The sequence below is a fragment of the Franconibacter daqui genome (assembly GCF_014644275.1).
Classification (GTDB): domain Bacteria; phylum Pseudomonadota; class Gammaproteobacteria; order Enterobacterales; family Enterobacteriaceae; genus Franconibacter; species Franconibacter pulveris.
Window position 1 is genome coordinate 276044 of sequence record NZ_BMKJ01000006.1, and the last position, 26561, is coordinate 302604.

The window sequence follows — 26561 nt, forward strand, 5'->3', positions numbered from 1 at the left end:
TCTAACTCAACCTTTTTTACTACAGGGTTGTGACTTTTTCACCGCTTTACTTTTACATTCGCGAAACAAATTACCGCATAAAAAAGACGCGCGCGTTGATATCAAATAAAAAAGGGCGCGTTTTGCGCCCTCTGTGTCACCTTGATGAAGCCGTTTACGTGCGGCGCGGCCGGCTGGCGTAAAGGTAGAAAAGCATGGAGCAGGTCGCGCAAAACGCGATAGACCAAATCATCGGCCAGGCGGAGGTAAAGGTTGATAAAGAGAGCAGTGCGCCGGTAATGGCGCCAATGCCAAAGCGGAAGGTGCCCGCAAGCGAAGAGGCGGTTCCCGCCATATGAGGAAACTCATCCAGAATAACCGCCATCGCGTTAGAGGCCACCAGCGATACGCAGCCGACAAAGGCCGCCACGCCCAGCACCAGCGCCCAGAAACCAAGGTTCAACTCGGCGCTGACCACCATCCACAACGCCATTAAGAACTGCACGTACAGCCCGTTGCGAAACATTTTCACTGCGCCAACGCGACGAACAAAGCGGCTGTTAACGATGGTCATCAGGAACAGAAAGACGATATTCAGCGCGAAATAGTAGCCAAAGTGCTGCGGCGAAACATGGTTAAGCTCAATGTAAACAAACGGCCCGGCGCTTAAAAACGAGAACATTCCCGCAAAGCTGAAACCGCTTGCAAGCATATAGCTAAGCACGCGCTTATGGCGAAACAGCGTAGCGAAATTACCAAGCGTGGTGCGAAAGTGAAACTTCTGGCGACGTTCGACAGGCAGCGTTTCGCGTATAAGAAAGAAGATTGCGACGGAGGCGAGCAGCGCCAGTAGCGCCAGGATCCAGAAAATTGCATGCCAGTTAAACCAGACCAGCACCGCCCCGCCCGCCATCGGCGCCACCAGCGGCGCGATAGTGGTAACCAGCATAACGAAAGACATCATGCGCGAGAACTCTTCTTTCGGATAGATATCGCGCATCAGGGCGTTTATCACCACGCTTGCCGCCGCCGCAGCCAGACCGTGCAGCAGACGCATGGCGATAAGCTGGTCAACGGACTGCGACAGTGCGCAGGCGACCGCCGCCGCGGCGAAAATCAGCGTGCCGCCGAGAATCACCGGCTTGCGCCCGATACTGTCGGCCATCGGCCCGTAAAAGAGCTGGCCGATAGCGAAGCCCAGAATATAAGAGCTTAGCGTCATCTGCGTCCTGCCTGCGTCAACGCCATACTCCTGCGCAATCACCGGCAGCGCAGGCAGGTACATATCAATAGAAAGCGGCATCAGCATGGCCAACAGGCCAAGGATCAGCACAATACCCAGCGATGAATTTTGCCTCGCGGTCACAAGGTTCTCCTGAAATTAGCGTGTCGGCGCGCCGACGCTGGCGATTTCTTCTTCGGTAAGCGGGCGGTATTCGCCAGGCTGCAGCGCCGGATCCAGCGCAATCGCGCCGATGCGCTCGCGGTGGAGCGCCACCACATGGTTGCCAACCGCCGCAAACATCCGCTTCACCTGGTGATAGCGCCCTTCGCTAATGGTCAGCCGCACTTCGGTGGGCGTGATGACCTCAAGCTGCGCCGGTTTGGTGAGATCTTTTTCATTGTGCAACTGGATGCCTTGCGCAAAGCGCTCGGCCGTATCGTCCGCGACCGGCGATTCCAGCGTCACAAGATAGGTTTTCTCACAGTGATGGCGCGGCGAAGTGATGCGGTGCGACCACTGACCGTCATCGGTCATCAGCACCAGCCCGGTAGTGTCGATATCCAGGCGGCCTGCGGCATGCAGCTTGTGGGCCACCGGCACGTCAAGAAAATAGAGCACCGTCGGGTGATCCGGGTCATCCGTTGAGCAAACGTAGCCCTGGGGCTTGTTGAGCATGAAGTAACGCGGGCCGGTCTGCTGCGTTAGCGCATTGCCGTCATACTCCACATCATGGTCGGGGGAGAGTTTAAAAGCGCTGTCTTTGATGATGTCGCCATCTACCGTTACCCGGCTGGCGCGAATTTCACGGCCAGCAATAGCGCGGCTGACGCCAAGCTGCTGGGCGATAAACTTATCGAGTCGCATGCGGTTTAATTGCCTGTCTTATCTGGAAAATCCAGCCTGGGCTGGTTGAGCTAACGCCTGTTGGTGAGTGAGCGGCGGAGCAAGCCGCTCAGTATAACGGGCTGTAACCGTCTCACAAGACGAAATTAATTCATGGCATAATATTAGCGTGATTCCTTTATTCAGTAAGCCAATGTTTACCCTACGCCCCTATCAGCAAGAAGCGGTGGACGCCACCCTCAGCTACTTTCGCCGTCGTCGCGATCCCGCCGTGATTGTCCTGCCGACCGGCGCAGGCAAAAGCCTGGTTATCGCCGAACTGGCGCGCGTTGCCCGCGGCCGCGTGCTGGTGCTGGCGCACGTTAAAGAACTGGTGGCGCAAAACCACGCCAAGTATTGCGCACTCGGACTCGAGGCGGATATTTACGCCGCCGGCCTTGCCCGTAAAGAGAGCCATGGCAAGGTAGTCTTTGGCAGTGTGCAATCCGTTGCCCGAAACCTGAACCATTTTCAGGGCGAATTTTCACTTTTGATTGTCGATGAGTGCCATCGCATCAGCGACGATGACGAAAGCCAGTATCAGCAAATCCTGACGCACCTGAAAAAGGTGAATCCTCACTTACGTCTGCTGGGGCTGACTGCGACGCCTTACCGCCTCGGCAAAGGCTGGATTTACCAGTTTCACTACCACGGCATGGTGCGCGGCGACGAAAACGCGCTGTTCCGCGACTGCATTTATGAGTTGCCGCTGCGCTATATGATTAAGCATGGCTACCTCACGCCGCCGGAGCGGCTTGATATGCCCGTGGTGCAGTACGATTTCAGCCGCCTGCAGGCGCAGTCCAACGGCCTGTTCAGCGAGGCGGATCTCAACCGCGAACTGAAAAAGCAGAAGCGCATTACGCCGCATATCATCAGCCAGATTGAGGAGTTTGCGCAAACGCGCAAAGGGGTGATGATTTTCGCCGCCACGGTGGAGCATGCCAAAGAGATAACCGGCCTGCTGCCCGCCAGCGACGCGGCATTGATTACCGGCGAAACGCCCGGCCCGGCGCGCGACGAGCTTATAGAGGCGTTTAAAGCGCAGAAATTCCGCTATCTGGTAAATGTGTCAGTGCTTACTACCGGTTTTGATGCGCCGCACGTGGACCTGATAGCCATTCTCCGCCCTACGGAGTCTGTGAGTCTTTACCAGCAAATCGTCGGGCGCGGCCTGCGCCTGGCGCCGGGCAAAACCGACTGCCTGATACTGGATTACGCCGGCAACCCGCATGACCTTTACACGCCCGAAGTGGGAAGCCCGAAGAAAAAGAGCGACAACGTGCCTGTGCAGGTGTTCTGCCCCGATTGCGGCTTCGCCAATACGTTCTGGGGTAAAACGACCGCCGACGGCACCATCATCGAGCACTTCGGCCGCCGCTGCCAGGGCTGGTTTGAAGATGACGACGGGCGCCGGGAACAGTGCGATTACCGCTTTCGCTTCAAAAACTGCCCGCAGTGCAATGCGGAAAATGACATCGCCGCCCGCCGCTGCCGTGAATGCGATCACGTGCTGGTGGACCCGGACGATATGCTGAAAGCGGCGCTGAAGCTTAAAGATGCGCTGGTGCTGCGCTGCGGCGGCATGCAGCTGCAGCCGGGCGGCGATGAAAAAGGCGAATGGCTGAAAATTACCTATTACGATGAAGACGGCGCGGACGTTTCTGAGCGTTTTCGCCTGCAAACGCCCGCCCAGCGCACGGCTTTCGAACAGCTCTTTATCCGCCCTCATACCCGGGCGCCGGGCATCCCGCTGCGCTGGAATAAGGTAGCGGATATCGTGGCCCAGCAGGCGCTGCTGCGCCACCCCGATTTTGTGGTGGCGCGTCTTAAAGGCCAGTACTGGCAGGTACGTGAAAAAGTCTTCGATTACGAAGGGCGCTTTCGCCGGGCAAACGAACTGCGTTGACAGGCTGATTAACGCAGCGCGGCGGTATAATCCATCTCCTGCAAATCCTCGATAAGCGACGGCCCCTGCGGCGTCCAGCCAAGCTGTCGCTGCGTCCAGTCGCTGCTGGCGCGAAGATCGAGCGAGGCGAAGGCGGCGAACCAGCCAAAATGTTCCGCCGCCGCGGCTGGCGGCAAGGAAACCGCCTCAACACCGAGCCCTTTCGCCACCGTCCGGGCGATATCGACAAACGCCACCGCCTGCTCCGCCACAGCATGATAACGCTCGCCGCGACGCCCCTGCTCCAGCGCCAGCCGGTAAAGGCGCGCCACATCGCTTACGTGCGCCGCAGACCAACAGTTTGCGCCGTCGCCGCTGTACGCCGCTACGCCTTTCTCCTTCGCCAGCGCAATATAGTAAGAGATAAGGCCTTGCCTGCGCGTATCATGCACCTGCGGCAGCCGAACGACGCGCACATCCACGCCGCTCTCCAGCGCCGCTTTGCCCGCCTGTTCCGATGCAATGCGCGGGTTAGGATGCGCAGGATTAAATACCGCCTCCGTCGCCGGGCGCCCATCGGCCCCGTCGCCCATGCCGGTGCCGGAGGTAATGATTAACGGACGGGAGCTGCCTTTCAGCGCCGCGCCAAGCGTTGTAATCACGCGCCGGTCTTTTTCGCAATTTTCAGCGAAACGGCTGAAATCGTGATCGAAAGCGGTATGAATAACGGCGTCGGCGCTTTCAAGGCCAGCAAGCAGGCTTTCGGGCTGTTCCAGCGTGCCGAGATGCACCCCAGCGCCCGCCGCCCTGAGCGCCCGGGCGCTGGCATCCGTTCGCGCCAGGCCCGTTACCTGATGTCCGGCCTTTTGCAGTTCAGGGATAAGATGGGAGCCGATAAACCCTGTCGCTCCGGTGATGAACAGACGCATAGCAGACCTCCTGAAGGAATCGTCAGGACAGGCTATACCACCGCTGATACGATAAAAGTAGTGACATTATCAGGGTATAAAACCTAACAGGATAACGAAGCCTATGGATAACCAGAATCCACTCGGCCATTTTCTTAAGGCCTGCCGGACGCGGCGCGACCCTATAGCGTTCGGCTTCCAGGCGCAACGCCGCCGTACGCCTGGCCTGCGTCGTGAAGAGGTGGCGCTGATGGCGAACATCAGTCCCACCTGGTACACGTGGCTTGAGCAAGGGCGCGGCGGCACGCCGTCGAGAGAGGTGCTTAACCGCATCGCCGCCGGCCTGCGGCTCACCGAGGCCGAGCGCGAGCATCTCTTTCTGCTTGCCTTCGGTCATCCGCCTGAATCGCGCTACCCGAGCTCAGAAACGATAACGCCCCGCCTTCAGCGCGTGCTGGATGCGCTGCCGACAAGCCCCGCCATTATCAAAAACGTGACCTGGGATGTGCTGGCATGGAATCGCGCCGCCGCCGTCATTTTGACGGATTACGCCAGGCTTACGCGGGAACAGCGCAATATTTTGCGCCTGCTGTTTAGCGACTCTCGCGTCCGGCATGGGCAAAAAGAGTGGGAGCGCGTCGCAGGCCTGGTCGTCAGCGCTTTCAGAGCCGATATCGCGCGGGCCGGAGACTCGCAAGCCATGACGAAGCTGGTGGATGAGCTGTGCCAGAGCAGCGCTGAATTCGCCGCCCTGTGGCGCCGTAATGATGTGACAAGCCACGGTGAAGGCCTTAAGCAATTGCAGCATCCCGATATCGGCGAGATTGCGCTTGAGTTTTCCACCTTTGTGGTCGAAAGCCGTCCCGACCTGACAATGATGGTTTTTAATCCCGCGTCGCAAGAGAGCCAGCGGCGCATTGAAGCGCTAATAGCCGCCGCCCAGAGGTAACGAAACCGCTGTTTTGATTGTCACCGGCGTCGTTCGCGGCTATAATGCCGCCCGCTTTTGCATCCGCAAAGCCGATCATCTACCTGTTGCTGGGTCGCCTGTAACAGGATTATTTATAGAGAGACAGTCATGTTTACTATCGAAGCACAAGCACGTAAAGAGCAGGGTAAGGGTGCGAGCCGCCGCCTGCGCACAGCTAACAAATTCCCGGCCATCATCTATGGCGGCGAAGAAGCTGCAATCGCTATCGAACTGGATCACGACAAACTGATGAACATGCAGGCTAAACCTGAGTTCTACAGCGAAGTTCTGACCCTCGTTGTTGATGGCAAAGAAGTAAAAGTTAAAGTTCAGGCTGTTCAGCGTCACGCTTACAAGCCGAAACTGCAGCACATGGACTTCGTTCGCGCTTAATTGCCGCAATGATGTTCAGAAAAAACGCCGCTTAATGCGGCGTTTTTTTATGGCTGCGGTTTAGCTTACCCGCCTTGCGGCGGATAAGGCTGGTTACGATTTGCCGCTGGTGCGGCGCTGTAGCTGGTCGCGCAGGTTCGGCGGCGTGCCTTTAATGGTCAGCGTGTCGGTAGCCGCATCCCAGAAAATCCGCTCGCCAAGCAGCGTCGCATCAAAATTGATTGTCAGCCCGCCGCCGCTGCCGGCATATTTCGTCAACTGGCGCAGCGTGCTGCGATCCGCCGGGAAGCTCTCTTCCAGCTCATAACCCTGCTCGGCGGTAAACGCCTCAAAGCTCTTCTCGCCGAAATTGGGCAGCTCTTTTGACAGCTCGGAAAGCGTGATTTCTTCACCCGCCTGCAGCTGCTCGTTGCAGTAGGTGTACACCTGCGCCCGCACGTTTTGTCGCTCGTTTTTATCCAGCTGCGCTTCGGCGGTGAAATCGTCCACCGCCTGCAACAGGCCGCGGTTTTGCGCTTTGGCGTTAAGCCCTTCGCTGGCGCCGAGGAAATCCATAAAGAAATCGGCGACTTTGCGCCCTACCCGCCCTTTCAGGAACGTCAGGTAACGGGTCGACTCCGGATTGGTTTCCCACTCGGTCAGATCGATGCGCGCCACAATATCGGCATGGTTGATATCAAGATAATGCGTGGAGCTGATATCCAGATTTTCATTGACCCGCATGCTGCTTAAGTTATTCAGCACGGCAACCAGCAGATACTCCACCGCCAGATAACGATACTGGCAAAACAGCACTACGCCGCCGTCGGCAAAGGGGTATTTCGCCAGCTCGTCGCGCAGGCGGCCGGTGGCCGCGCGGCTGAAGGCGAGAAAATCATCTTCCCCCTTGCGGCACTGACGCAGCGCCTGGGCAAGCTCGCTCTCTTCGTTAAACAGACCATAAGCTTTGCTTTTCGCGCTATAGACGCGGTGCAGCTCGGCCATCATCTCGGAAACCGTTACGTTTGGCTCAAGCAGCGAGTCGCGCAGCACCAGCTCCAGGTTCTGCTCGTCGCGCTTAATTAACTGATGTAAGGCAATCTGGTCGATATCCAGACTCATGATAAACTCTCCTGTCAGACAGGACGGTATTCAACCACTGCCTGTCGCGCTGCGCAACCGCAGATGTTTCCTGACGTCCACCGTTGATAAAATGCGGGAAAAATGGCGGTTGCTACGGTAAGATATCGCACTTTACTGATTAAACTGATGTCGAGTTATGCCACAACTGTCCCGCTATAGTGATGAACGCGTTGAAGAACTGCTGAGTGAACTGGTGAATGTGCTGGAAAAGCACAAAGCGCCCACCGATCTGTCTCTGATGGTGCTTGGCAATATGGTCACCAATCTGATTAACACCAGCGTAGCGCCTGCGCAGCGTCAGGCGCTGGCTCGCTCCTTCGCCGAGGCGCTGCAGTCCTCCGTCCGCGAAGATAATGCGCATTAAGGGATACCGTAAACAAGCATGGTGACTAACCGTCAGCGCTACGCCGAAAAAGTCTCCCAGATGATAAGCTGGGGGCACTGGTTCGCCCTGTTCAACATTTTGTTGGCCATGGTGATGGGTAGCCGCTACCTGTTTATCGCCGACTGGCCGACTACGCTTACGGGTCGCGTTTACTCTTACGTAAGCCTGGTCGGCCACTTCAGTTTTCTGGTTTTCGCTACCTATCTGTTAATTCTCTTCCCGCTCACCTTTGTGGTGATGTCGCAGCGGCTGATGCGGTTTCTCTCCGCCCTGCTCGCGACCGTCGGGATGACGCTGCTGTTAATCGACAGCGAGGTCTTTACCCGCTTCCACCTGCACCTGAACCCGGTGGTGTGGCAACTGGTGGTCAACCCCGAACAGGGCGAAATGGCCCGCGACTGGCAGCTGATGTTTATCGGCGTGCCGGTTATTTTCCTTATTGAGATGCTCTTCGCTACCTGGAGCTGGCAGAAGCTTCGCAGCCTTACGCGGCGGCGGCGCTACGCAAGACCCGTGGCGGGACTATTCTTCGCGGCGTTTATCGCCACTCACGTGATGTATATCTGGGCGGACGCCAACTTCTACCGCCCCATCACCATGCAGCGCGCTAACCTGCCGCTCTCTTATCCTATGACGGCGCGCCGTTTTCTGGAAAAACATGGTCTGCTGGACGCGCAGGAGTACCAGCGCCGCCTCGTGGAACAGGGGGATCCGGAAGCGGTGTCGGTGCAATATCCGCTAAGCGACCTGCGTTATACCGATATGGGCGCAGGCCATAACGTGCTGTTTATTACCGTCGATGGTCTTAACTATTCGCGCTTTGAAAAGCAGATGCCAGGGCTTGCGCAGTTCGCCCAACAGAACGTGAATTTCACCCAGCACATGAGCTCAGGCAACTATGTCGATAACGGCATCTTCGGCCTGTTCTATGGCATTTCGCCGTCTTATATGGATGGCGTGCTGTCGGCGCGTATTCCGGCGGCGCTGATTACCGCGCTGAACCAGCAGGGCTACCAGCTTGGCCTGTTCTCGTCGGACGGCTTCAACAGCCCCCTCTATCGCCAGGCGCTGCTTTCAGACTTCTCGCTGCCTGCGTCACGTCGACAGAGCGATGAACAGACCGCCTCGCAGTGGATAAGCTGGCTTGATAAATTCGCCTCCGAAGATAACCGCTGGTTCTCCTGGGTCGCGTTCAACGGCACGGCGATTGAAGATACTCAGCAGGCTAACTTCACGCGCCGCTATAGCCGTGCGGCTGAAAACGTCGATGCGCAGATTCAGCGCGTGCTGTCGGCCCTGCAGAGCACCGGCAAGCTTGATAATACGGTGGTGATTATTACCGCCGGGCGCGGCGTGCCGCTGGATAGTCAGCAGGAGAGCTTCGGCTGGAGCCGCTCGCGCATTCAGGTGCCGCTGGTTATCCACTGGCCGGGCACGCCTGCCCAGCGCGTAACCAAGCTCACCACGCATCAGGATGTGATGACAACGCTGATGCAGCGTCTGCTGCATGTGCGCACGCCCTCTTATGAATATTCACAGGGTGAAGACTTGTTTGCGCCGGTGCGCCGCAATAACTGGGTCGTAAGCGCCGACAGCAACACGCTGGCGGTGACCACGCCGCAGATGACTTTAGTGCTGGATAATAACGGCAACTACCGTCTCTACGACCTGAGCGGCGAGCGCATGAACGAAGATAAACCGCAGCTGGGCCTGCTGCTGCAGGTGTTGACGGATGAAAAACGCTTTATCGCTAACTGATTGATTATTTATAAATCAGTCAGCCAGCCGCACCCTTGCAATCAGCACGGAAACGGGTAGTATAAGCCTCCACGTGTCGGCACGTAGCGCAGCCTGGTAGCGCACTGTCATGGGGTGTCAGGGGTCGGAGGTTCAAATCCTCTCGTGCCGACCAAATTACTCCAATAGGTCAAAGGGTTAATCGAAAGGTTAGCCCTTTTACTTTATGTGCTTATCTGCACATGTGCAACAACCTAGTGCACACATCCTTTCTCTTCTCGATTTGCCTTGTCCTTCAGACTTAAAGCTATCATCACGGTTTCCCATGACAGTCAGGTAATATCGCTGTGCTCTATTCCTACGCTCGCAAGCTCGCTTTGCGCTACCAGGCTGCGCTACGTACCTACTATAAACGCACTGAGGGTGAGGCTACACATTACGCACTGTGTACGCAGATAGATAACGTACTGATTTAAAAGGTTATCACCCTGTCTATTCAAGACAGAGGGACGAAATGTTATTGCTGGTTGAATCATAGCATCAGAGAGATTTTTTAGGCTTGCCGCTTAGGAGGTTAAAAGGGGGTGTACAGGGGAGTCTGTCCTGGTTGCATAGCCTCTTCTTGGTTTCTCACAGAAATTCTGACATAGGCAGAAGCTGAAAAGCGCCTGCTTTAATTTACTGCGGCCTTGTCAATAAGAGGTTTTGAATAAAGGGATGAGAAGAAGCCCCTATGCAGGGGCATTCAATAGGTGGGATAGCCCGCCTGTTTCCAGAGGGCAAAGCAGGTGTGTATAGAGAGTTCATGAAGGCAGGAGTTCTGAATAGCCAGAGGGTGTAAAGCTCCTAAAATTTATCTAATAGAAATTCTCATCTGTTGCCCATTCTAAGCGGTCTTGCCATTCCTCATGATAACAGCAAGGACATTGAATGATTTTCCCTTCCAGATAGTCAATGAGGTTGTCCTTACGAAACAGGAAGGCAGAGCCACATCCCTTACATCTTACGTTCCTGTTACGTTTTCTGAGGCGTTCAAGCTTTGAAGGAGATGCCAGAGACAAGCCTGATTCAATCACGCTACACAGATAAGCAGAATCGTTGAATACACCAGCAACAGAAGCCACTGGAAACCCTTCCAGCTTTATATCCCGCACTTTATAGAAACTGTTTCTCTTATCAATTACCAGCCCCTTATAGGCGAAGGTGACAGCCCCATCCTGCGTGTTATAGCGTTTAGCCTCATCACCTTCTTCAGCGTAGTAGCGGCGCTTCCTTGTGCCTTTGTAGTGAGTGTTGATTTGATAGCCCTTTCTCATCAGGAGCCTCTCTTCTTCTTAAACCAGTCAGCAGCACCTTTGGCATCACGAAGAAGAGAAATATCATTACCCGGATTCTTAGCTCGCATGTTTGCCATGAACTGTTGTTCAGCCGTAAGCCCATTCTCATTCACTGCGTTAGCCATTGATTCTGCCTGTTTCCATGCTTCTGGAATCCATACAGCCTTAGCGTTCTCACGCAGCCTACGCATATACTCCGCTCTCTCCTTATCGGTACGCAGAGAGAAGATGGATGTTTCAGGAGGCTGGGCGTTACGCTCATTAGCACGCTGCTGGATAGCCTGAGCTACGAGCGTAGCAGCTTCCTCCTGCCCCACTCCACATTGCTCCATTACTTGCTGAATAGCTGCGTTAATGTCGATACCTTCCATTCTTTTATCCTTTATAATAATTATTTGTGGACCAGTGGTATGTTTTGTTTAAATCGTAATACCCATTAGAATGAGCTTTAATATAAAAGCCTTCTCTCCATGTATTTGTAAACAGATGACGAGGTGTAATATATTTCTTGTCATGGTGATAAGTAACAGGTGTATTGATATACCAATTCATTCATCACCCCCTCACTTACAGTGTTTTCATATCAAGGCGCTTGAGAGTTTTCTTAACGCTATCAATAGTCCAAGGAGTCCCCCATCGACTAAAAACCCCTCGATTGTTTAATGCATTAGCAAGAGCGGTAAGACCATAACCATATTCAATCAACTCTTCAAACACAGGCTTTACTTTCTCATCAAAAATAGCTGTTTTATGCTTACGGATGTCTTCGTACATATTCATTCCTTTATTCTTATTATTATGGATGGCCATACAGCATTAGATGGCCAATGAAGATGATTAATTTAATTGAGAACGACACTAGTATTAATGCCATCCATAGCGGTATTTCTTTATTCCTCATACTTCCTTATTTGATACATCCATTCTTGGGGGGTTCCTTCCTGCGGTTTAATCACTACGCTTACCTGTAATTCCTTTTTATACGTTACATACTTATCATCAGTTTCATAAGGCTGATAAGGGAACTCAGCCTGTAGTTCATTGTATGCTTGCTTTGAAACTTCACTGGCTGGCTTACCTGAGATGCGTTGCATCATACGACCTGATTGTTCTGTTACCCGCTGGAGATAGTCATTGATGGCTTCAATATTTCTAACTCTAGCCATAGCCCGGATTGTACGCTTGTCGCCTTCTGTAAATTCAACAGAGCAAAGCATGGCATTGGAAAGGCCCATAGAACGCTCATAAGCCACGCTATCTTCATCAAACTGAAAGGCTGAAGAATCATTCAGGTTAATTGTGCCTTTCTCCTGATACACGTCAATGCGTTTAATTAGGTGTTCTGCGGCTGATAACAATTCCTGACAGTAGCGCCCCCGGAGCCTTCTCACCTTTAATAATACGGCGCTTTCCTAACGCTTCCTGAATTCTTTTGGTAGATAATTCAGAACCTCTCATCACATTCAGAAGCTGTTTAACGGGGATGCGTGTATTACTGGCGCTTGTTGTACTTGCTGAATAAACTAAATCATCAAGCTGTTTAACCATGTTGCTCTTGCCTGTGTCTTCACTGTATTGAACATTAGAGAAGAAAGAAGCATAAGGGTTTGCTACATTCTTAGGCTTAGGGCCTGTCTTAGGCTTTTCTAATAGCGAGGTAGTATTTAAAGAGTTTCCGAACATGTCATCTAACACCTCACTTACTACTTCTGGTACATCATAATCAGGAGGAAGAGCATCAAGCTTGTCATTGATAATTTCCCCTGTTGCTGTATCTACTGCTGTCATCAAACCATCAATTTTTAACCATTCAATTTTCATTATTATTCCTTGAAATGGGGGGCCTAATAGCGAGGTAGTTATTAAGGTAATCTGTAATTTAATAATCTAATAACTGTCATGGGCATTTCCTGCGGAGCCTGCCCATGTGGGGAAAGTCAAAAGAATGCCTGCGGCGCAGACGCAAGAGAGGTAGATTCACCTTGCGGTTCATCTCCCCTCAAAACAAACGCATTAGTCAGAAGCGTAGCGAGGCCGTTAGGCTGAGTAAGCTTTCTGCGGTCTTGGCCTGCCCGGCCTTGAGAGCGTTATCTTTTTTCTTTCATAGATAGATATGAATTTTTTAGCCCTATACTTATATACTAGATTAGAAGAGATTTTTTCACTTAGATCATAATATTTTTAGTCTCTCTATATATAATGACTGAAAAAATCTAATTTTTTTTCACTCAAAACATAATTTTTTCATTAACCCAAATTAACAATTTGATTTTTATGGGGATATTTTTCATGTTTTCTTCGTTTCCTGCGTATCATTGTCTCGCACTTGTGCGTTAAAGGAATGCACGCCTAACCCTTTAGCAAGGACTTAAGCTTTCAACTTTAAACAATCAATTGATGATAGCATTCGCAAGCTCATGCAGCAGCATTTAAAGACGTTCAGAAGGAACGCTTGTGTTCTCTTTAAGTCAGTACTGTAAAATGAAGTAATATAAGCGTTTTAAAGGCTCTATAACGCACCAGGAGAAGAGATAATACAAAGGGAATGTAAATGTATTGGGAGTTAATAAAAGCCCTTAGAATGGCTCCTGTAAAGGAATACCATCAACCTTCTCCTGTAGGGGAGATATCAGCAAACTCTGACCTATGAAGAGTATACATTGTCTAAGGATTCATTACCGTAATTCTACAGCAATCACTTTGGCGAGCAAATTCAACCTTCAACCCAGCCCCTTTCCAAACCTACCAAGCATCTATATACCCGCTATATGCGTGCTTTGAGCAAGCCAACTGACTTACCTCCTTTATCAACACTTGACAGACTCCAGCACATAGAATATTAAGTAGCAACAACCCTTGAGTTTGTTTTACTCTCTCCTCTTCAAAAAAATTCACGCTGGGATGTATCATGGATAAAAGATATCAGGTGTTTGTTAGCTCCACCTTTACAGATTTAGAGGAAGAACGTAAGCATGTAATTCAAACGCTAATGGAAATGGATTGCATTCCGGCAGGCATGGAACTATTTCCCGCAATTGATGAAGAACAATGGGAATTCATTAAAAAAGTCATAGATGATTGCGATTACTACCTTCTCATTATCGGCGGCAGATATGGGTCAATAGCTGAAGATGGCTTAAGCTATACAGAAAAAGAATTTGATTACGCGGTAGAAAAAGGATTGAAAATCACTGTATTAGTGCACGAAGACCCTCAATCCTTACCAGCTAAAAAAACAGAAGCGAATGTTGAAGGCAGGGAAAAACTAGCTAAATTCATTGAGAAAGCGCAAACAGGCCGACTGCGTAGAACATGGTCTTCTGTAAAAGAATTACCAGGCTTAGTTGCATTAAGTATGAGTAAAACCATTAAGACTTACCCCGCCATTGGATGGGTAAGAGCAGATAAAGTATCAAATGAATCAGACTTAAGAGAATTAATTGAGCTACAAAGAGAAAATGAAGAACTACGCCGTAAACTTGAAGAAAATACAACCTCTAAATTTAATTATGAAGGGGAGGTTGCAGGGTTAGAATCTCAATTTAATTATAATTACAAATTATCTCCATATGATATTTTTCATGGTGCCAGTCACTCCGGAAAATCCTCCATAAGTTTTTCAGATTTATTTGGTTACTTGTCTCCATTCATATTCAAAACTATAGATGAAAGTGATGTTTATAAAAAATGCAATTTTTTCATTGACCAATTTGTTGGCCAACCATCTTATAGTACCTATCTAAACGAAAGTGACTTCCAGACAGTTTCGCTTCAATTTCTAGCTTTAGGCTTAATTGAAATTAATGAAGGTCAATGGTGCCTCACAGACTATGGAAAGAAAACCATGATGAACTTGAGGGTTATCCCCAAATAAAATTGAGAGTGAGCATTACTCATCTCACTCTTTAACATATCAGCCCATTAAATCAGCCACACTACTCGCCTTAATGTGGCTGTATCTGGCTAGCATGCTAATGCTCTTATGTCCTGATATACACTGTAGCTGTATGGTGTTAAACCCCTTCTCCGCATACCTTGTAATGGCTGTATGACGCAGAGAATGAAAGCACACCCCATATACTTTGCTGTCTCTTGCGGCTCTTCTGAAGGCTTGTGTAACAGCATAAGGGGTGAGAGTGAATAATCTGCTGTTAACTTGCCTGCCTTCACAGAGCGCTTTCAACAGTGTTAACGCACTGGAAGAAAGAGGAACATCACGTCCTTCCCCGTTCTTTGTTTGTTCATCTGACAAATGAATAACGCGCTTCTTGAAATCCACCATAGCTGGAGTGATGGCTAATAATTCATTCCTCCTCATAGCCGTCTCCCATGCAAGCATGATGATAGCTTTAGCCTTATCGCTCACACGCTCAAGTATCATCTTATATTCGTGCTCTTCTACTATCTTACTTCTGGGCTTACCCGCATCAGGAAGCTTTACAGGCTTCACTACATCGCTACAGGCTACGCCTTTCTCGCTGTTAGCCCACCTGAGAACACGAGACAATAGCTGTAGCTCTAGCCTCACTGTAGAGCCTGCTACCTGCTTTGAACGCTGTAACTTATACGCTGCTACATCCTCGCTTGTCAGGCTTTCTAATGGCTTGCCATCAAGCATACGAACAAGCGTATTCAGCCTGTAGCTGGTGGCTTCATAGCCCCCTCTACGCTTGCCATCTTTCATCATCACTTCATCCAGATAGGCTGTAGTGAAATGAGTGAGCGAAGGCGTTTCCTTCTTGAGTTCACGCTCAAGCTGTAAAGCCCATTGTTCTACCTCTTCTCTGGTTGAACGTGTAGCCGTCTTAGTTGGGTGTCCCTTCACTCTAACTTGAGCGTTCCACTTACCAGAAGGAAGCTGTCTTACTGTAGCCATGTGCAATATTTTCTGTGTGCATCATGACCTATCTTATTGAGTAAGCTAACTATTCCATGCCTTTACAGGTCATGGGGTGTCAGGGGTCGGAGGTTCAAATCCTCTCGTGCCGACCAAAAAATCCCAAAAAAACCAACCATTGCGGTTGGTTTTTTTATGCCTGTGATTTGGCCCGTTTATGCGGCGAAACGAACTCGCCTCCTGCGCTTCATTATCCCGCAAACCGATAACTGCTGGAAATCGCCCGCCTGTGCCGCTACTATCCCTACCCTTCACGCCGCCCCATAGAATGGGCGTTTGACAACAACACCTGCGAATTCCTATGGCTGAAACTCATACTGTCGCGCCGCACGCGCGCGAGCTTTCCTTTGCGCACGTGGTGCGTACACCGCGCCTGCTGCTGCGCGAAACCCTGGCGGGGGTGATTACCGCGCTGGCGCTGATCCCGGAAGTTATCTCCTTTTCGGTTATCGCGGGCGTCGACCCGAAAGTGAGCCTTATCGCCTCGATTGTGCTCTGCTTTTGCATGTCGCTGCTGGGCGGCCGCCCGGCGATGGTGACCGCCGCCGCGGGTTCGGTTGCGCTGGTGATTGGGCCGATGGTGCACCAGCACGGCGTCGGCTACATTCTGCCCGCGGTGGCGCTGGCCGGAATTATCCAGATCCTGTTTGGCGTACTCGGCCTTGCGCGCATGATGCGCTATATCCCCCGCTCGGTGATGACCGGCTTTGTGAACGCTCTCGGTATCCTCATCTTTATGGCCCAGGTGCCGCACGTATGGGGACAAAACACCACCGTTCTGCTGCTGTTCGCCCTCACGCTGGTTATCGTGCTGCTGCTGCCGCGCGTGCTGAAAAGCGTCCCCTCCCCGCTGGTCGCCATTGTCGCCGTTACGCTTATCGCCGTGTATGGCGGCTATACGCTGCCGACGGTTGGCGACGAAGGGCCGATGACGGCAGGTCTGCCAGGCTTCACCGAACTGCTGGTGCCGCTGAACCTGCAAACGCTGCAAATTATCTGGCCCTGCGCGCTCAGCGTGGCGTTTGTCGGGCTGATGGAGTCGCTGCTGACGGCAAAGCTCGTGGATGACATTACCGATACCCCATCGAGCAAGCGCCGCGAATGCTGGGGCCTGGGCATCGCCAATATTCTCGCCGGCTTTTACGGCGGCATTGCGGGCTGCGCGATGATTGGCCAGACGGTGGTGAACGTGGAGCTTGGCAAAGCGCGTTCGCGCTTTTCCACCATCGCCGCAGCGCTGGTGCTGTTGCTGCTGGTGACCGGGCTCAGCGCCGTGATGGCGAAAATCCCGATGGTGGTGCTGGCGGGCATCATGATGATTGTGGCAGTGAAAACCCTTAACTGGCACAGCATTGCGCCAGCCACCCTCAAGCGCATGCCGCTTTCGGAAACGCTGGTGATGGCGACGACCGTAGTCGCCACCGTCTGGACCGGCAACCTCGCGGTGGGCGTCGCAGGCGGGGTTATCTTCGCCATGGTGCTTTTCGCCCGCCGCGTCGCGCATGTGGTACATGCCGACCGCGAAGTGGTCGACGAGGGTAAAGCGGTGCGTTATACCGTGCGCGGCCCGCTGTTCTTTGCGAGCAGCAACGATCTCTACGAGCATTTTCGCTATGCCGACGATCCCTCGTGCGTAACCATTGACCTCACCCACGCGCAAATCTGGGACGCCTCCACCGTCGCGGCGCTCGACGCCATTGAAACCCGCTATCGCCACCACGGCGCAAAAGTAAAAATCGAAGGGCTGGATTTGCGCAGCCACGATTTCCACCAGCGCCTGAGCGGCAAAATCTAATCAGCAGCCCGGCGGCGCTAGCGTTCGCGCAGCGCCTCCCGGGCCTTGTTGAGCGGTTTGATTAAGTAATCCAGCACCGATTTCTGGCCGGTTTTTATCTCGACGTCCGCCACCATGCCCGGCAGTATCGGGAAGCTTTTGCCCGCTTTATTGATCAGCGCCGCGCGTTGGGTGCGGATATAGACGCGATAAAACCACTGGTCGCGCTTGACCTCATCCTGCAGCGTGTCGGCGGAAACCATCTCCACCTCTCCTGGCAGCGCGCCGTAAATCGCCGGATCGTAGGCCGTAATCTTTACGCTTGCCGCAAGCCCCGGGCGAATCCAGGCGATGTCGCGCGGGCTGATGCGCGTTTCGACTAAAAGCCGGTCTTCCACCGGAACGATCTCCATTAGCTTGTCCCCCGGCGCCAGCACGCCGCCTGGCGTATTAAGCTGGATATCTTTGACGATGCCGCGCACCGGCGAATGGAGCGTCGCGCGTGTAAGTTGATCGCGCTTGCCCGCCACGATCTGCCGCTGGGCGTCGAGATCGGCGTTGTTTTTCACCTGCTCCTCACGGGCGCGCACCGCGTAGTCGTTACGCGCTTCGTCCATTTTGCCCTGCAACGCGCTGAGCTCTTTACGCAGCCGGATAACCTCCACCTTGCCCGCTGCGCCCTGCGTCACCAGCGGCTCGGTCATGCGCAGCTCATCCTCCACAAGCCGTGCCGACTGCTGAAGATGGCTTAGCGTCTCCTCAAGGTTGCGGCGGCGTGATTCATAAAGCTGCCGTTCACGGGCGACCAGCGCGGCGTCCTGCTCAATCTCAGGACTAAAGCGCAGCGGTTCGCCGCTTAGTTCGGCGCGCAGCCGCTCGGCGGAAGCCTGCAGGTTGCGCGCTCGCGCTTGCGCCTCGCCAAAATTTGACTGAAAGCGCACCGGGTCCAGCCGCGCCAGCAGCTGACCCTGCGCCACCATCTGCCCTTCCTGAACAAACACCTTGTCGATAACGCCGCCGTCCAGGCTTTGAATAACCTGCGCTTTGCTGGAAGGCGTAATTTTGCCGCTGCCGAGCGTCACCTCGTCGAGCACCGCAAACCAGGCCCAGACCAGAAACAGCGCAAGCGTCAAACTGCACGCCCAGATGATGCGCGTGGCGTTGCGCCTCTCATGGCGCAGCTTACGATAGAGAATAAATTTGCTCATGCTGCATGCTCCTTGCCGGTGGGCTTCGCAGGCAGGAAGCTGTTCAGCACCTCCTCGCGAGCGCCATCGGCGATAATGTGACCGTTATCCATCACCACCACCCGGTTGGTAAGCCGCAGCAGCGCGGGACGGTGCGTTACCAGCACCAACGTGCGCCCTTCAAGCCAGCCGCCAAGGCGATGGATCACCTGCTGCTCCAGTTGCTCATCCATAGAAGCCGTCGGCTCATCAAGCAGCACGATGCGCGGGTTGCGCAGTATCAGTCGGCTTAACAAAATCATCTGCCTTTGCCCCCCGGAAAGCCCGCGCCCCCCCTCCAGAATCATGCGGTCGAGGCTTGCGGCGTCTTGCTCAATCAGGCTCAGCGCGCCGCTGATGCGCAGCGCGTCGAGAATCGCCTGCTCGCTGGCGCAGGGGTTGCCAAGCAGCAGGTTCTGGCGCAGCGTGCCGAAAAAGAGCCGCGACTCCTGCGACAGCCAGCCTACCGCCTGGCGTACCTCCAGCGGGTCGAGGCAGCGCATATCCACGCCGTCAAGCAACACCTTGCCCTGCGTCGCCTGCACCTGGCCTGCGAGCAGCTTCAGCAATGTGGATTTGCCCGCGCCGACGCGCCCCAAAACCGCCACGCGCTGGCCGGGAATAATTTGCAGTTGATTGATATGCAGATCCTGCTTACCGCTTTCCGGCGCCCAGGCGTACTGCACCTGACACAACCGATAATGACCGGGCAGCGCCGGACAGTGCGCCCGCCGCTCTTCTTCCGGCGTGTCGAGGGGTTTTTTCAGCAGTTCATCAAGCCCCTGCAGCGCGCTGCGGGCGTGCTGCCAGCGCGAGAAGAGCAGTGTGAGTTGTAATAAGGGCGCGATAGCGCGTGAAGAAAGCAGGCTGCAGGCCACCAGCGTTCCGGTGGTTATCGTGCCGTCGATAATCAGAAATACGCCGTAAACCAGCATCGCCGCGTAGGTCATCTGCTGCACCGCCGACACCCAGCCATTAAAACGCGCCGCCCATTCCCGCTGCCGAATGGCTATCTGCGCGCTCACTTCATGGGTCTGCTCCCACTGGCGCTGAAACCACGGCTCCGCCTGGAGCGCTTTGATATCCTCAACCCCTTCGACGGCCTCCACGAGCACCGCGTTGCGAATCGCCCCTTCGCGCATCCCCTCGCGCGTCAGGCGCGCCAGCGGCAGCTGGATGAGCAACCCGGGAATGAGAATAAGCGGCAGCGCCAGCAGCGGGATCCACGCCAGCCCGCCGCCGATAAACGCCAGCAGCAGTAAAAACAGCGCGATAAAAGGAATATCCGCCACGGCGCCCAGGGTGGTGGAGGTCAGCAGTTCACGCAACTGGTCGATTTCCCGCAACTGGGAGATAAAAGAGCCAGTGGCTTTGGGGCGATGTTCGTTACGAATAGCGAGCGTGCGGGCAAACAGCATCGCCGAAATGCGCAGATCTATCTGCTTGCCGGTGACGTCCGCAAGGCGATTGCGCATCAGCCGCAGGACAAACTCCATTATCACCGCGCACAGCACGCCGCCCGCCAGCACCCACAGCGAAGGCCAGGACTGCGCCGGGATCACCCGGTCGTAAACCTGCATAGAAAAGAGAATGCCCGCCAGCGTCAGGGTATTGGCGACCAGCGAGGCGAGCACAATATCGCCCATGACCCCGCTCATGGCGCGAAAATGCTTCCAGAACCAGTGGCGCTGCCATGGCTTAAGAAACGCATCGATACGCTCATCGCGTACGCGCTGCACCAGCCCTATCAATACCACTTCGTCCCGGGCGTGGCTCAATAGTTTACGTAGCGGCGCCTGGCGCACCACATCGCCGCCCCGGCAGAGCCAGTAGCTGACCAGCCCCTGGCGGTTTATGCTCTCGATAAGGACAGGCGTGCCGTCGTTCAGCATCAGTACGGCGGGCAATATTTCATCGTGCCAGCTTATCTCACCCGGGCTTACCTGGCTTAGCTGCAACCCCATCAGCGCCGCCAGCTTTTCCCGCGCCTCGCCATCATGCGGCGCGTGGTGCCAGCGCATCTGCTGGCGAATAAGTTCAGCATTCACCGGACGACCAAAAGCGGCGGCGCTTCGGGCGAGCAGTTGCAGCCAGCATTCGTTTTCATTTATGGATATCGTCATAATCCATCCTCATGCTCTCGCCTGGGTCAGAGTGAAGGCAGCGTGTCGCCGCTCTGCGCGCTTCTGTCGATGTCGAACCAGTCAAGCAGCGTGTCTGCCGCCGCCGCATAGTTAACGCTCGCCACGGCGGCGTCAAAACGCGCCTCTTCACGGGTGATTTGCGCCTGAAAAAGATCCTGTTCGCTACTGAGCAGGTCGTTCAGGCTGCGCTTGCCCAACTGATATTCGTTCCGGTAAACCTCCCGGGTACGCACGGCGCTCTGGTATTGCCGCTCGCCCGCTCGCAGACGGGCCCTGGCGCCGGTCAGCGCCGCATTCGCATTTGCGGCGCTCTGATCGATAAGCCGCTGCGCCTGCTCCACCTCGGCCCGTGCCGCTTCCCGCTCGCCTTCGGCCGCCTGCACCCGCGCGTTGATGGCGCCGCCCTGATAGAGGGGCGCGTTGACGCGCAGCTGCACGCTGTCATCCCACCAACCATCACCGTTATTGATGTAGCGGGTGCGTCCCGCCTCCGCTTTTAACGTCGGCCAGCGGTCGGCCTGCGCCTGGCGCACCCGTTCGTCGCTGGCGCGCTGTTTTTCGCGGGCGCTGCGCACCGCCGACGTGCTTTCGTAATCAATACGCTTTAGCGGTTCGCGGGCGAACAGCGGCGGCAATGGCCCGAGCTGCGGGTTCGCCTCGCCGGTCAATACCGAGAGGCGCGCCAGCGCCGCCTGTTCCAGCGCCTGATACTGCGCTTCACTGGCCCGCATGCCGTCGATGCGCGTCTGCGCCTGGAGTTTATCGGAGTCGGAGTTAAGCCCGGCCTCGGCGCGCAGCGTCGCCAGCCGCGCAATATCCTCAAGCCCGCTGAGCTGCTCGCGGCTGGCCTGCGCCAGCGTCTGCTGCCGCTTAGCATCAAGCCAGGCGAGCAGCGTCTCCTGCGCCACGCGGGTAAGCGTGTCGTAGAGGGCGAAGCGGTTCGCTTCCGTCAGCCGTTCCTGTTCGTCAACGCGGCCGCGAGTTTTGCCAAAATCATATAAAAGCTGGCTGAGCGTCACGCCGCCGGCGCCGTCGCTGCGGGTGCTGTCGGCGTGTCCGGCGCTGCCCTGCAACGCTATCTGCGGGTACCAGCCGCTTTTCGCCTCATCGAGCCGGGCGCGGCTGACCTGTATTTGCGCCGCCGCCTCGGCAATACGGGGATGCCGGGCGAAGGCGCGCAGGATAGCCTCACGCAGGCCGCTGTCGTCGGCGCGCATTGGCGCTGCCGGCGGCGCGCTGAAAGCGGGTTCAGCAGAGGTCGTCAGCAGGCCGCTCGCCGCTGGCAGCGGCAGAGCCAGCAGAAGCAGCCAGAGGGAAGAAAGAGGTAGCTTCATCATACGCCTCGCCCTTTACTGGACTCGCACATGCATGTTCTGCTCCAGGAGCGCGTCGCCCAGCGGATCGCCGTTGCTTAACGCGCCGTTATGCCAGACGTCGGTCAACTGAACGTCCACCGTCCGCTGGCTGCTGAAGTCCCACATTCCTTCCGGCGCATTCAGCAGCGTCACGCTCTCGCCCTGCGAGGCGCTGAACGTGGGGCTCTGGCTCTCTTCTTGCGCGCTGTCCCCCCCAGGCGCGATCGCGCCGCTTTCCTCTGTGGCGCTTTCCAGCCCCAACAGGCTGAAGCCATAGCGTTGCGCGGCCGTTTGCGGCTCGTCCGGCATAAAAACCGCGTCGTCGGCGCCTGCCGCTGTCGAAGCGCCGTCGGCCTGGATAACACTCATCCCGCCGATGCTGTAGCCAGGATTTTGCGGCGTAAGCGCCTGGTCGGATTCGCTTGTGGGGAGCGCCTCAGCCTGCCAGTCCTCCTGCGCGAGAGCGCTAACGCTCTCAATCGCAGGCGCGGCCGCCGTGCGGTCAATCGTCACATTCCGCGCAGGCGAAATGCTGTTGCCCGCTTCATCGGTCAAGGAGGCTTGCAACGGATAGGTGCCATCAGCCAGGGCGTTCAGACTGGCGGCAGGTATGATGGTGCTCCAGCTGCCGTCACCCTGAATAGTCGCGGTCCATGACTGGCCGTTTAAGGTAACGACGACCTCGCCGCCTTCATCCACCGGCGAAGCGCTGCCGCTCACCGTCACATCCGCCAGGCTTTCCGCCTGGTTGATAAGGTCGTCTGAGGCGATGGGATCGATAGCAAGCGTTATCTGCGTGTCTACGGTAAAACCGCCGCCGGCATCAACAGCGTTGCCGCTGGCGTCGCTGACCGAGCCGACCAGCGTGTAAACGCCATCGTCCAGAGCGGCGATAACATCCGCAGGGATAACGGTGCTCCAGACGCCAGCCGCGCCAACCGTCGCGGTATACGTGTTGCTATTTAAGGAGAGCGTAACCGTTTGTCCTTCTTCTACATTAAAGGCGATGCCGGTGACGGCCAGCGGCTGGTTCGCTTCGATAGCATTGATGTAATTATCGTCAGAAGCCGCATTGATAAGCAGCGTCGGCAACGTGGCGGCGGCGGCGTCCAGGGTAAAGCTATGAGGCACGCTAATGCTGTTGCCGACGACATCGGTGAGCGAGGCGTTTAGCGTATAAGACCCGTCGGCAAGCGTGGCTAAATCTGTGGAAGGCAGCGTTGCGCTCCAGCTGCCGTCACTCTGCACCGTTGCGGTATAGACGAAACTGCCGAGCGATACGGTGACGGTGCGGCCGACATCCGCACTGTCCGCCGTACCGGTTATCGCCACATCAGATCCCGCTTCAGCGGCATTGATGATGTCATCCGACGCCACAGGATCGACCGTGAGCGTTACCGTTTTGTCGACTATAAGATTGGGTTGTACCTCGCCCGTATTTCCCTGGTTATCCGTTAAATCGACAGTAACCTGATATGCCCCGTCGGGTAATGCCAGCAACACTGAGGAAGGAAGCTCAATACGCCATGTGCCGTCGGCTTGCAGCGTTGTCGTATAAGTCACGCCGTTGAGCAGGAGCGTTATCGGCGAACCGACATCTTTCGTTTCTCCGGTGCCGCTTATCGTTATCCCGGCCTGCGCTTCCGTGGCGTTGATAATGTTATCGGCTGCAATGGCATCAATATTCAAACTGGCATGCGTATCTATCTCAACGTCGCGTGAAACCGTTATGCTGTTGCCCGCCGCATCCGTCAGCGCGGCGGTAAACTGCCATAGCCCATCCGCCAGTAAACGTAGATCCTGCTCCGCTACGTCAACGCTCCAGCTCCCGTCCGGCTGCACCACCGCCGGGTAATCAACGCCTCCCACGTCGACCGTTACCGTTAGTCCGGCATCGGCAGGGCTTGCCGTACCGCTGATCGTAATACCCGCATCCCTCTCAGTCGCGTTAACAATGTCATTGGTGGCGACCGTGTTGATGGCGAGCGAAACCGTAGCGTCAAGCGTAATAGTGCGCGGCACAGAGATGCTGTTGCCAGCGGCATCGGTCAGGCTGGCGTTCAGCGTATAAGGCCCGTCGGCGAGCGCGGTTAAATCAGCGGCCGCAAGCGTGGCGCTCCAGCTGCCGTTGCTTTGTACGGTGGCGGTGTAGGTTTTACCGTTCAGGCTTATGTTCACCACCCGCCCTGCATCCAGAATCCCCGCCGTACCGCTTACTATGACCCCGGCCCCGGCTTCAGCGGCATTGATAATATCGTCCGTAGCGACTGGATTGATGGTCAGATCGGCGGTGAGATCGACAATAAATCCGCCTGTTGCGTTTGACTGGTTGCCGCTGGCATCGCTCACCAGCCCCATCACCAGGTGAACGCCAGGCGTCAGCGCGCTGACGATGCTCGCCGGCACTTCCACGCTCCATGCGCCATTCGCCCCCACCACAGCGGTTAAAGGGTTGCCGGAAAAGGACAGCGTTACTATCCGGCCAGTTTCCACATTGGTGGTGTTGCCGCTCAGAATCAGCGGCTGGCTGATTTCGTTGCCGTTAATGTAGTTATCAGTAGAAACGGCATTAATGGTCAGCGTGGGTAACGCAGCGGCGGCGTCCAGCGTCACGGTATGCGGCACGGTAGTACTGTTGCCTGCGGCATCGGTAAGAATGGCGTTCAGGGTGTAAGCACCATCAGAAAGCGCCGCGAGGTTAGCGGCGGGGATCGTGGTGGCCCACGTCCCGTTTGCCTGCACCGTGGCGCTGTAAATCACGCCGTTCAGTACGATGGTCACCGTCAGCCCGGCGTCCGCCGGGTTTGCCGTACCGCTCACCGCCACGCCCGCCCCCGCCTCAGCGGCATTAATAATGTCATCGCCCGCCACCGGGTTAACGGTGAGCGTCACCTCGGTGTCCACCGTCAGGCTGTCGTTAAGCTGCGCCGGGTTGCCGGCGATATCGGTAGAAGAGACGGTGAACGGCACACTCCCCTGCGCCAGCGCCTGGGCGTCCGCCGCCGGAATGTTCACGCTCCAGCTGCCGCCTGCGCCCACCGTGGCGCTGTAAGTAATGCCGTTCAGCACCACGCTGACCGGCTGGCCGGGCTGGAGGTTGACGCTGGCGCCGCTGAGCGTCACGCCTGCCCCCGCCTCGCTGGCGTTGATGACGTCATCGGCAGTCACCGCATTGACCGTCAGCACCGGCAGGCTGGCGGCATCGGTAATCAGCGTGATGTCGCCGCTCGCCGTCGCCGGGTTACCGGCGGCATCCGTGACGCTGCCCTGCACCGTCTGCAGCCCGTCAGCAACCGCGTCCAGGTCAGCCACCGGCACCTCCACGCTCCAGCTGCCGTCCGCCTGCACCGTGGCGCTGTAAGTGATGCCGTTCAGCGTCAGCGTCACGGTCCGCCCCGCCTCCACGTTGGTGGTGACGCCACTTAAGAGCAGCGGCGAAGCGGCTTCCGCCGCGTTCAGGTAGCCGTCGCCGGAAAGCGGCGCGATGGTGAGCGTCGGCAGGGTCGCGGCGGCAGCGTCAAGGGTCACACTGCGCGGTACGGTCGTGCTGTTGCCCGCCGCGTCGGTGAGGCTGGCGTTCAGGGTGTACGCGCCGTCGGCAAGTGCCGCCAGATCCGCCGCCGGAACCGTGGTGCTCCACGTCCCGTCCGCCTGCACCGTGGCGCTGTAAATCACGCCGTTCAGCGCAAGGGTCACCGTCAGCCCGGCGTCCGCCGGGTTTGCCGTACCGCTCACCGCCACGCCTGCGCCCGCCTCGGCGGCATTAATAATGTCATCGCCCGCCACCGGGTTAACGGTAAGCGTCACCTCGGTGTCCACCGTCAGGCTGTCGTTAAGCTGCGCCGGGTTGCCGGCGATATCGACGGAGGAGACGGTGAACGGCACATTCCCCTGCGCCAGCGCCTGGGCGTCCGCCGCCGGAACCGTGGTGCTCCACGTTCCGTCTGCCTGCACCGTGGCGCTGTAAGTAATGCCGTTCAGCACCACGCTGACCGGCTGGCCGGGCTGAAGATTGACGCTGGCGCCGCTGAGCGTGACGCCCGCGCCCGCCTCGCTGGCGTTGATGACGTCATCGGCAGTCACCGCATTGACCGTCAGCACCGGCAGGCTGGCAGCATCAGTAATCAGCGTAATGTCGCCGCTCACCGTCGCCGGGTTACCGGAGGCATCCGTGACGCTGCCCTGCACCGTCTGCAGCCCGTCCGCAACCGCGTCCAGGTCAGCCACCGGCACCTCCACGCTCCAGCTGCCGTCCGCCTGCACCGTGGCGCTGTAAGTGATGCCGTTCAGCGTCAGCGTCACGGTCCGCCCCGCCTCCACGTTGGTGGTGACGCCGCTC

General features: G+C 55.9%; 21 protein-coding genes and 1 tRNA gene. 8 read left to right on the forward strand and 14 right to left on the reverse strand.

The annotated features are described in order from the left end of the window. Window positions 1–154 precede the first annotated feature (154 nt). On the reverse strand, window positions 155–1345 hold the full coding sequence (locus IEX01_RS18610) for a Bcr/CflA family multidrug efflux MFS transporter (RefSeq protein ID WP_024556295.1): 1191 nt from the start codon (window positions 1343–1345) through the stop codon (window positions 155–157). Window positions 1346–1360: 15 nt separating this feature from the next. Then, the gene (rsuA, locus tag IEX01_RS18615) at window positions 1361–2068 is read right to left on the reverse strand and encodes a 16S rRNA pseudouridine(516) synthase RsuA (RefSeq protein WP_188724322.1); all 708 of its coding nucleotides are present in this window, start codon (window positions 2066–2068) and stop codon (window positions 1361–1363) included. A gap of 172 nt (window positions 2069–2240) precedes the next feature. Here rsuA and radD point away from each other — a divergent pair, with 172 nt between their 5' ends. Next, window positions 2241–3995, forward strand: a complete 1755-nt coding sequence (gene radD, locus IEX01_RS18620; RefSeq protein WP_188724323.1) for a DNA repair helicase RadD — start codon at window positions 2241–2243, stop codon at window positions 3993–3995. Between the two features lie 8 nt (window positions 3996–4003). Here the strand turns inward: radD and IEX01_RS18625 are convergent, their stop codons facing one another. Beyond that, a complete protein-coding gene (locus tag IEX01_RS18625) occupies window positions 4004–4903 on the reverse strand; it encodes an SDR family oxidoreductase (RefSeq protein ID WP_188724324.1) in 900 nt (299 codons plus the stop codon). A gap of 103 nt (window positions 4904–5006) precedes the next feature. Here IEX01_RS18625 and IEX01_RS18630 point away from each other — a divergent pair, with 103 nt between their 5' ends. After that, window positions 5007–5831, forward strand: coding sequence for a helix-turn-helix transcriptional regulator (locus tag IEX01_RS18630; protein WP_024556291.1), 825 nt, complete (start codon window positions 5007–5009; stop codon window positions 5829–5831). 129 nt (window positions 5832–5960) lie between these two features. After that, window positions 5961–6245: a 50S ribosomal protein L25 gene (rplY, locus tag IEX01_RS18635; RefSeq protein WP_024556290.1), complete on the forward strand. Its 285-nt coding sequence runs from the start codon at window positions 5961–5963 to the stop codon at window positions 6243–6245. Window positions 6246–6338: 93 nt separating this feature from the next. Here rplY and yejK read toward each other — a convergent pair whose 3' ends face one another. After that, entirely contained in the window at window positions 6339–7346 is a 1008-nt protein-coding gene (gene yejK / locus IEX01_RS18640; RefSeq protein ID WP_024556289.1) for a nucleoid-associated protein YejK, read from the reverse strand. 157 nt (window positions 7347–7503) lie between these two features. On the opposite strand from yejK, the gene IEX01_RS18645 reads away from it, so the two are divergent. From IEX01_RS18645 to IEX01_RS18655, 3 genes are all read left to right on the forward strand, one after another. Then, window positions 7504–7731, forward strand: a complete 228-nt coding sequence (locus IEX01_RS18645; RefSeq protein ID WP_024559658.1) for a YejL family protein — start codon at window positions 7504–7506, stop codon at window positions 7729–7731. An 18-nt stretch (window positions 7732–7749) separates the two neighbouring features. Continuing rightward, the gene (gene yejM, locus IEX01_RS18650) at window positions 7750–9510 is read left to right on the forward strand and encodes an LPS biosynthesis-modulating metalloenzyme YejM (RefSeq protein WP_188724325.1); all 1761 of its coding nucleotides are present in this window, start codon (window positions 7750–7752) and stop codon (window positions 9508–9510) included. A gap of 77 nt (window positions 9511–9587) precedes the next feature. Further along, window positions 9588–9664: transfer RNA gene (locus IEX01_RS18655), tRNA-Pro, on the forward strand. Window positions 9665–10346: 682 nt separating this feature from the next. On the opposite strand, the gene IEX01_RS18660 is transcribed toward IEX01_RS18655, so the two are convergent. From IEX01_RS18660 to IEX01_RS18680, 5 genes are all read right to left on the reverse strand, one after another. Further along, window positions 10347–10805: a hypothetical protein gene (locus tag IEX01_RS18660; RefSeq protein ID WP_188724326.1), complete on the reverse strand. Its 459-nt coding sequence runs from the start codon at window positions 10803–10805 to the stop codon at window positions 10347–10349. Beyond that, a complete protein-coding gene (locus IEX01_RS18665; RefSeq protein WP_188724327.1) occupies window positions 10805–11197 on the reverse strand; it encodes a hypothetical protein in 393 nt (130 codons plus the stop codon). Before IEX01_RS18665 ends, IEX01_RS18660 begins: the two co-directional genes overlap by 1 nt. A 196-nt stretch (window positions 11198–11393) precedes the next feature. Next, the gene (locus IEX01_RS18670; protein WP_188724328.1) at window positions 11394–11600 is read right to left on the reverse strand and encodes a recombinase family protein; all 207 of its coding nucleotides are present in this window, start codon (window positions 11598–11600) and stop codon (window positions 11394–11396) included. Between the two features lie 116 nt (window positions 11601–11716). Further along, the gene (locus IEX01_RS18675; RefSeq protein ID WP_188724329.1) at window positions 11717–12145 is read right to left on the reverse strand and encodes a hypothetical protein; all 429 of its coding nucleotides are present in this window, start codon (window positions 12143–12145) and stop codon (window positions 11717–11719) included. A 10-nt stretch (window positions 12146–12155) separates the two neighbouring features. Beyond that, window positions 12156–12647, reverse strand: coding sequence for a hypothetical protein (locus tag IEX01_RS18680; protein ID WP_188724330.1), 492 nt, complete (start codon window positions 12645–12647; stop codon window positions 12156–12158). Between the two features lie 1087 nt (window positions 12648–13734). Between IEX01_RS18680 and IEX01_RS18685 the strand changes: the two genes are divergently transcribed. Next, window positions 13735–14700: a DUF4062 domain-containing protein gene (locus tag IEX01_RS18685; RefSeq protein ID WP_188724331.1), complete on the forward strand. Its 966-nt coding sequence runs from the start codon at window positions 13735–13737 to the stop codon at window positions 14698–14700. 39 nt (window positions 14701–14739) lie between these two features. Here the strand turns inward: IEX01_RS18685 and IEX01_RS18690 are convergent, their stop codons facing one another. Next, window positions 14740–15702: a tyrosine-type recombinase/integrase gene (locus IEX01_RS18690; protein ID WP_188724332.1), complete on the reverse strand. Its 963-nt coding sequence runs from the start codon at window positions 15700–15702 to the stop codon at window positions 14740–14742. Between the two features lie 322 nt (window positions 15703–16024). On the opposite strand from IEX01_RS18690, the gene IEX01_RS18695 reads away from it, so the two are divergent. Continuing rightward, on the forward strand, window positions 16025–17518 hold the full coding sequence (locus IEX01_RS18695) for a SulP family inorganic anion transporter (protein WP_048888135.1): 1494 nt from the start codon (window positions 16025–16027) through the stop codon (window positions 17516–17518). Between the two features lie 17 nt (window positions 17519–17535). On the opposite strand, the gene IEX01_RS18700 is transcribed toward IEX01_RS18695, so the two are convergent. From IEX01_RS18700 to IEX01_RS18715, 4 genes are all read right to left on the reverse strand, one after another. Next, window positions 17536–18705 carry a beta-barrel domain-containing protein gene (locus IEX01_RS18700; RefSeq protein ID WP_024556281.1) on the reverse strand — a complete coding sequence of 390 codons (1170 nt, stop codon included), beginning with the start codon at window positions 18703–18705 and terminating at the stop codon, window positions 17536–17538. Next, on the reverse strand, window positions 18702–20846 hold the full coding sequence (locus IEX01_RS18705; RefSeq protein ID WP_024561830.1) for a type I secretion system permease/ATPase: 2145 nt from the start codon (window positions 20844–20846) through the stop codon (window positions 18702–18704). The genes IEX01_RS18700 and IEX01_RS18705 overlap by 4 nt, the downstream gene beginning before the upstream one ends. Window positions 20847–20872: 26 nt before the next feature. Further along, the gene (locus IEX01_RS18710) at window positions 20873–22204 is read right to left on the reverse strand and encodes a TolC family outer membrane protein (protein ID WP_188724333.1); all 1332 of its coding nucleotides are present in this window, start codon (window positions 22202–22204) and stop codon (window positions 20873–20875) included. 12 nt (window positions 22205–22216) lie between these two features. Next, window positions 22217–26561: beta strand repeat-containing protein (locus tag IEX01_RS18715; protein WP_188724334.1), on the reverse strand; the 4345-nt coding region annotated here is incomplete at its 5' end.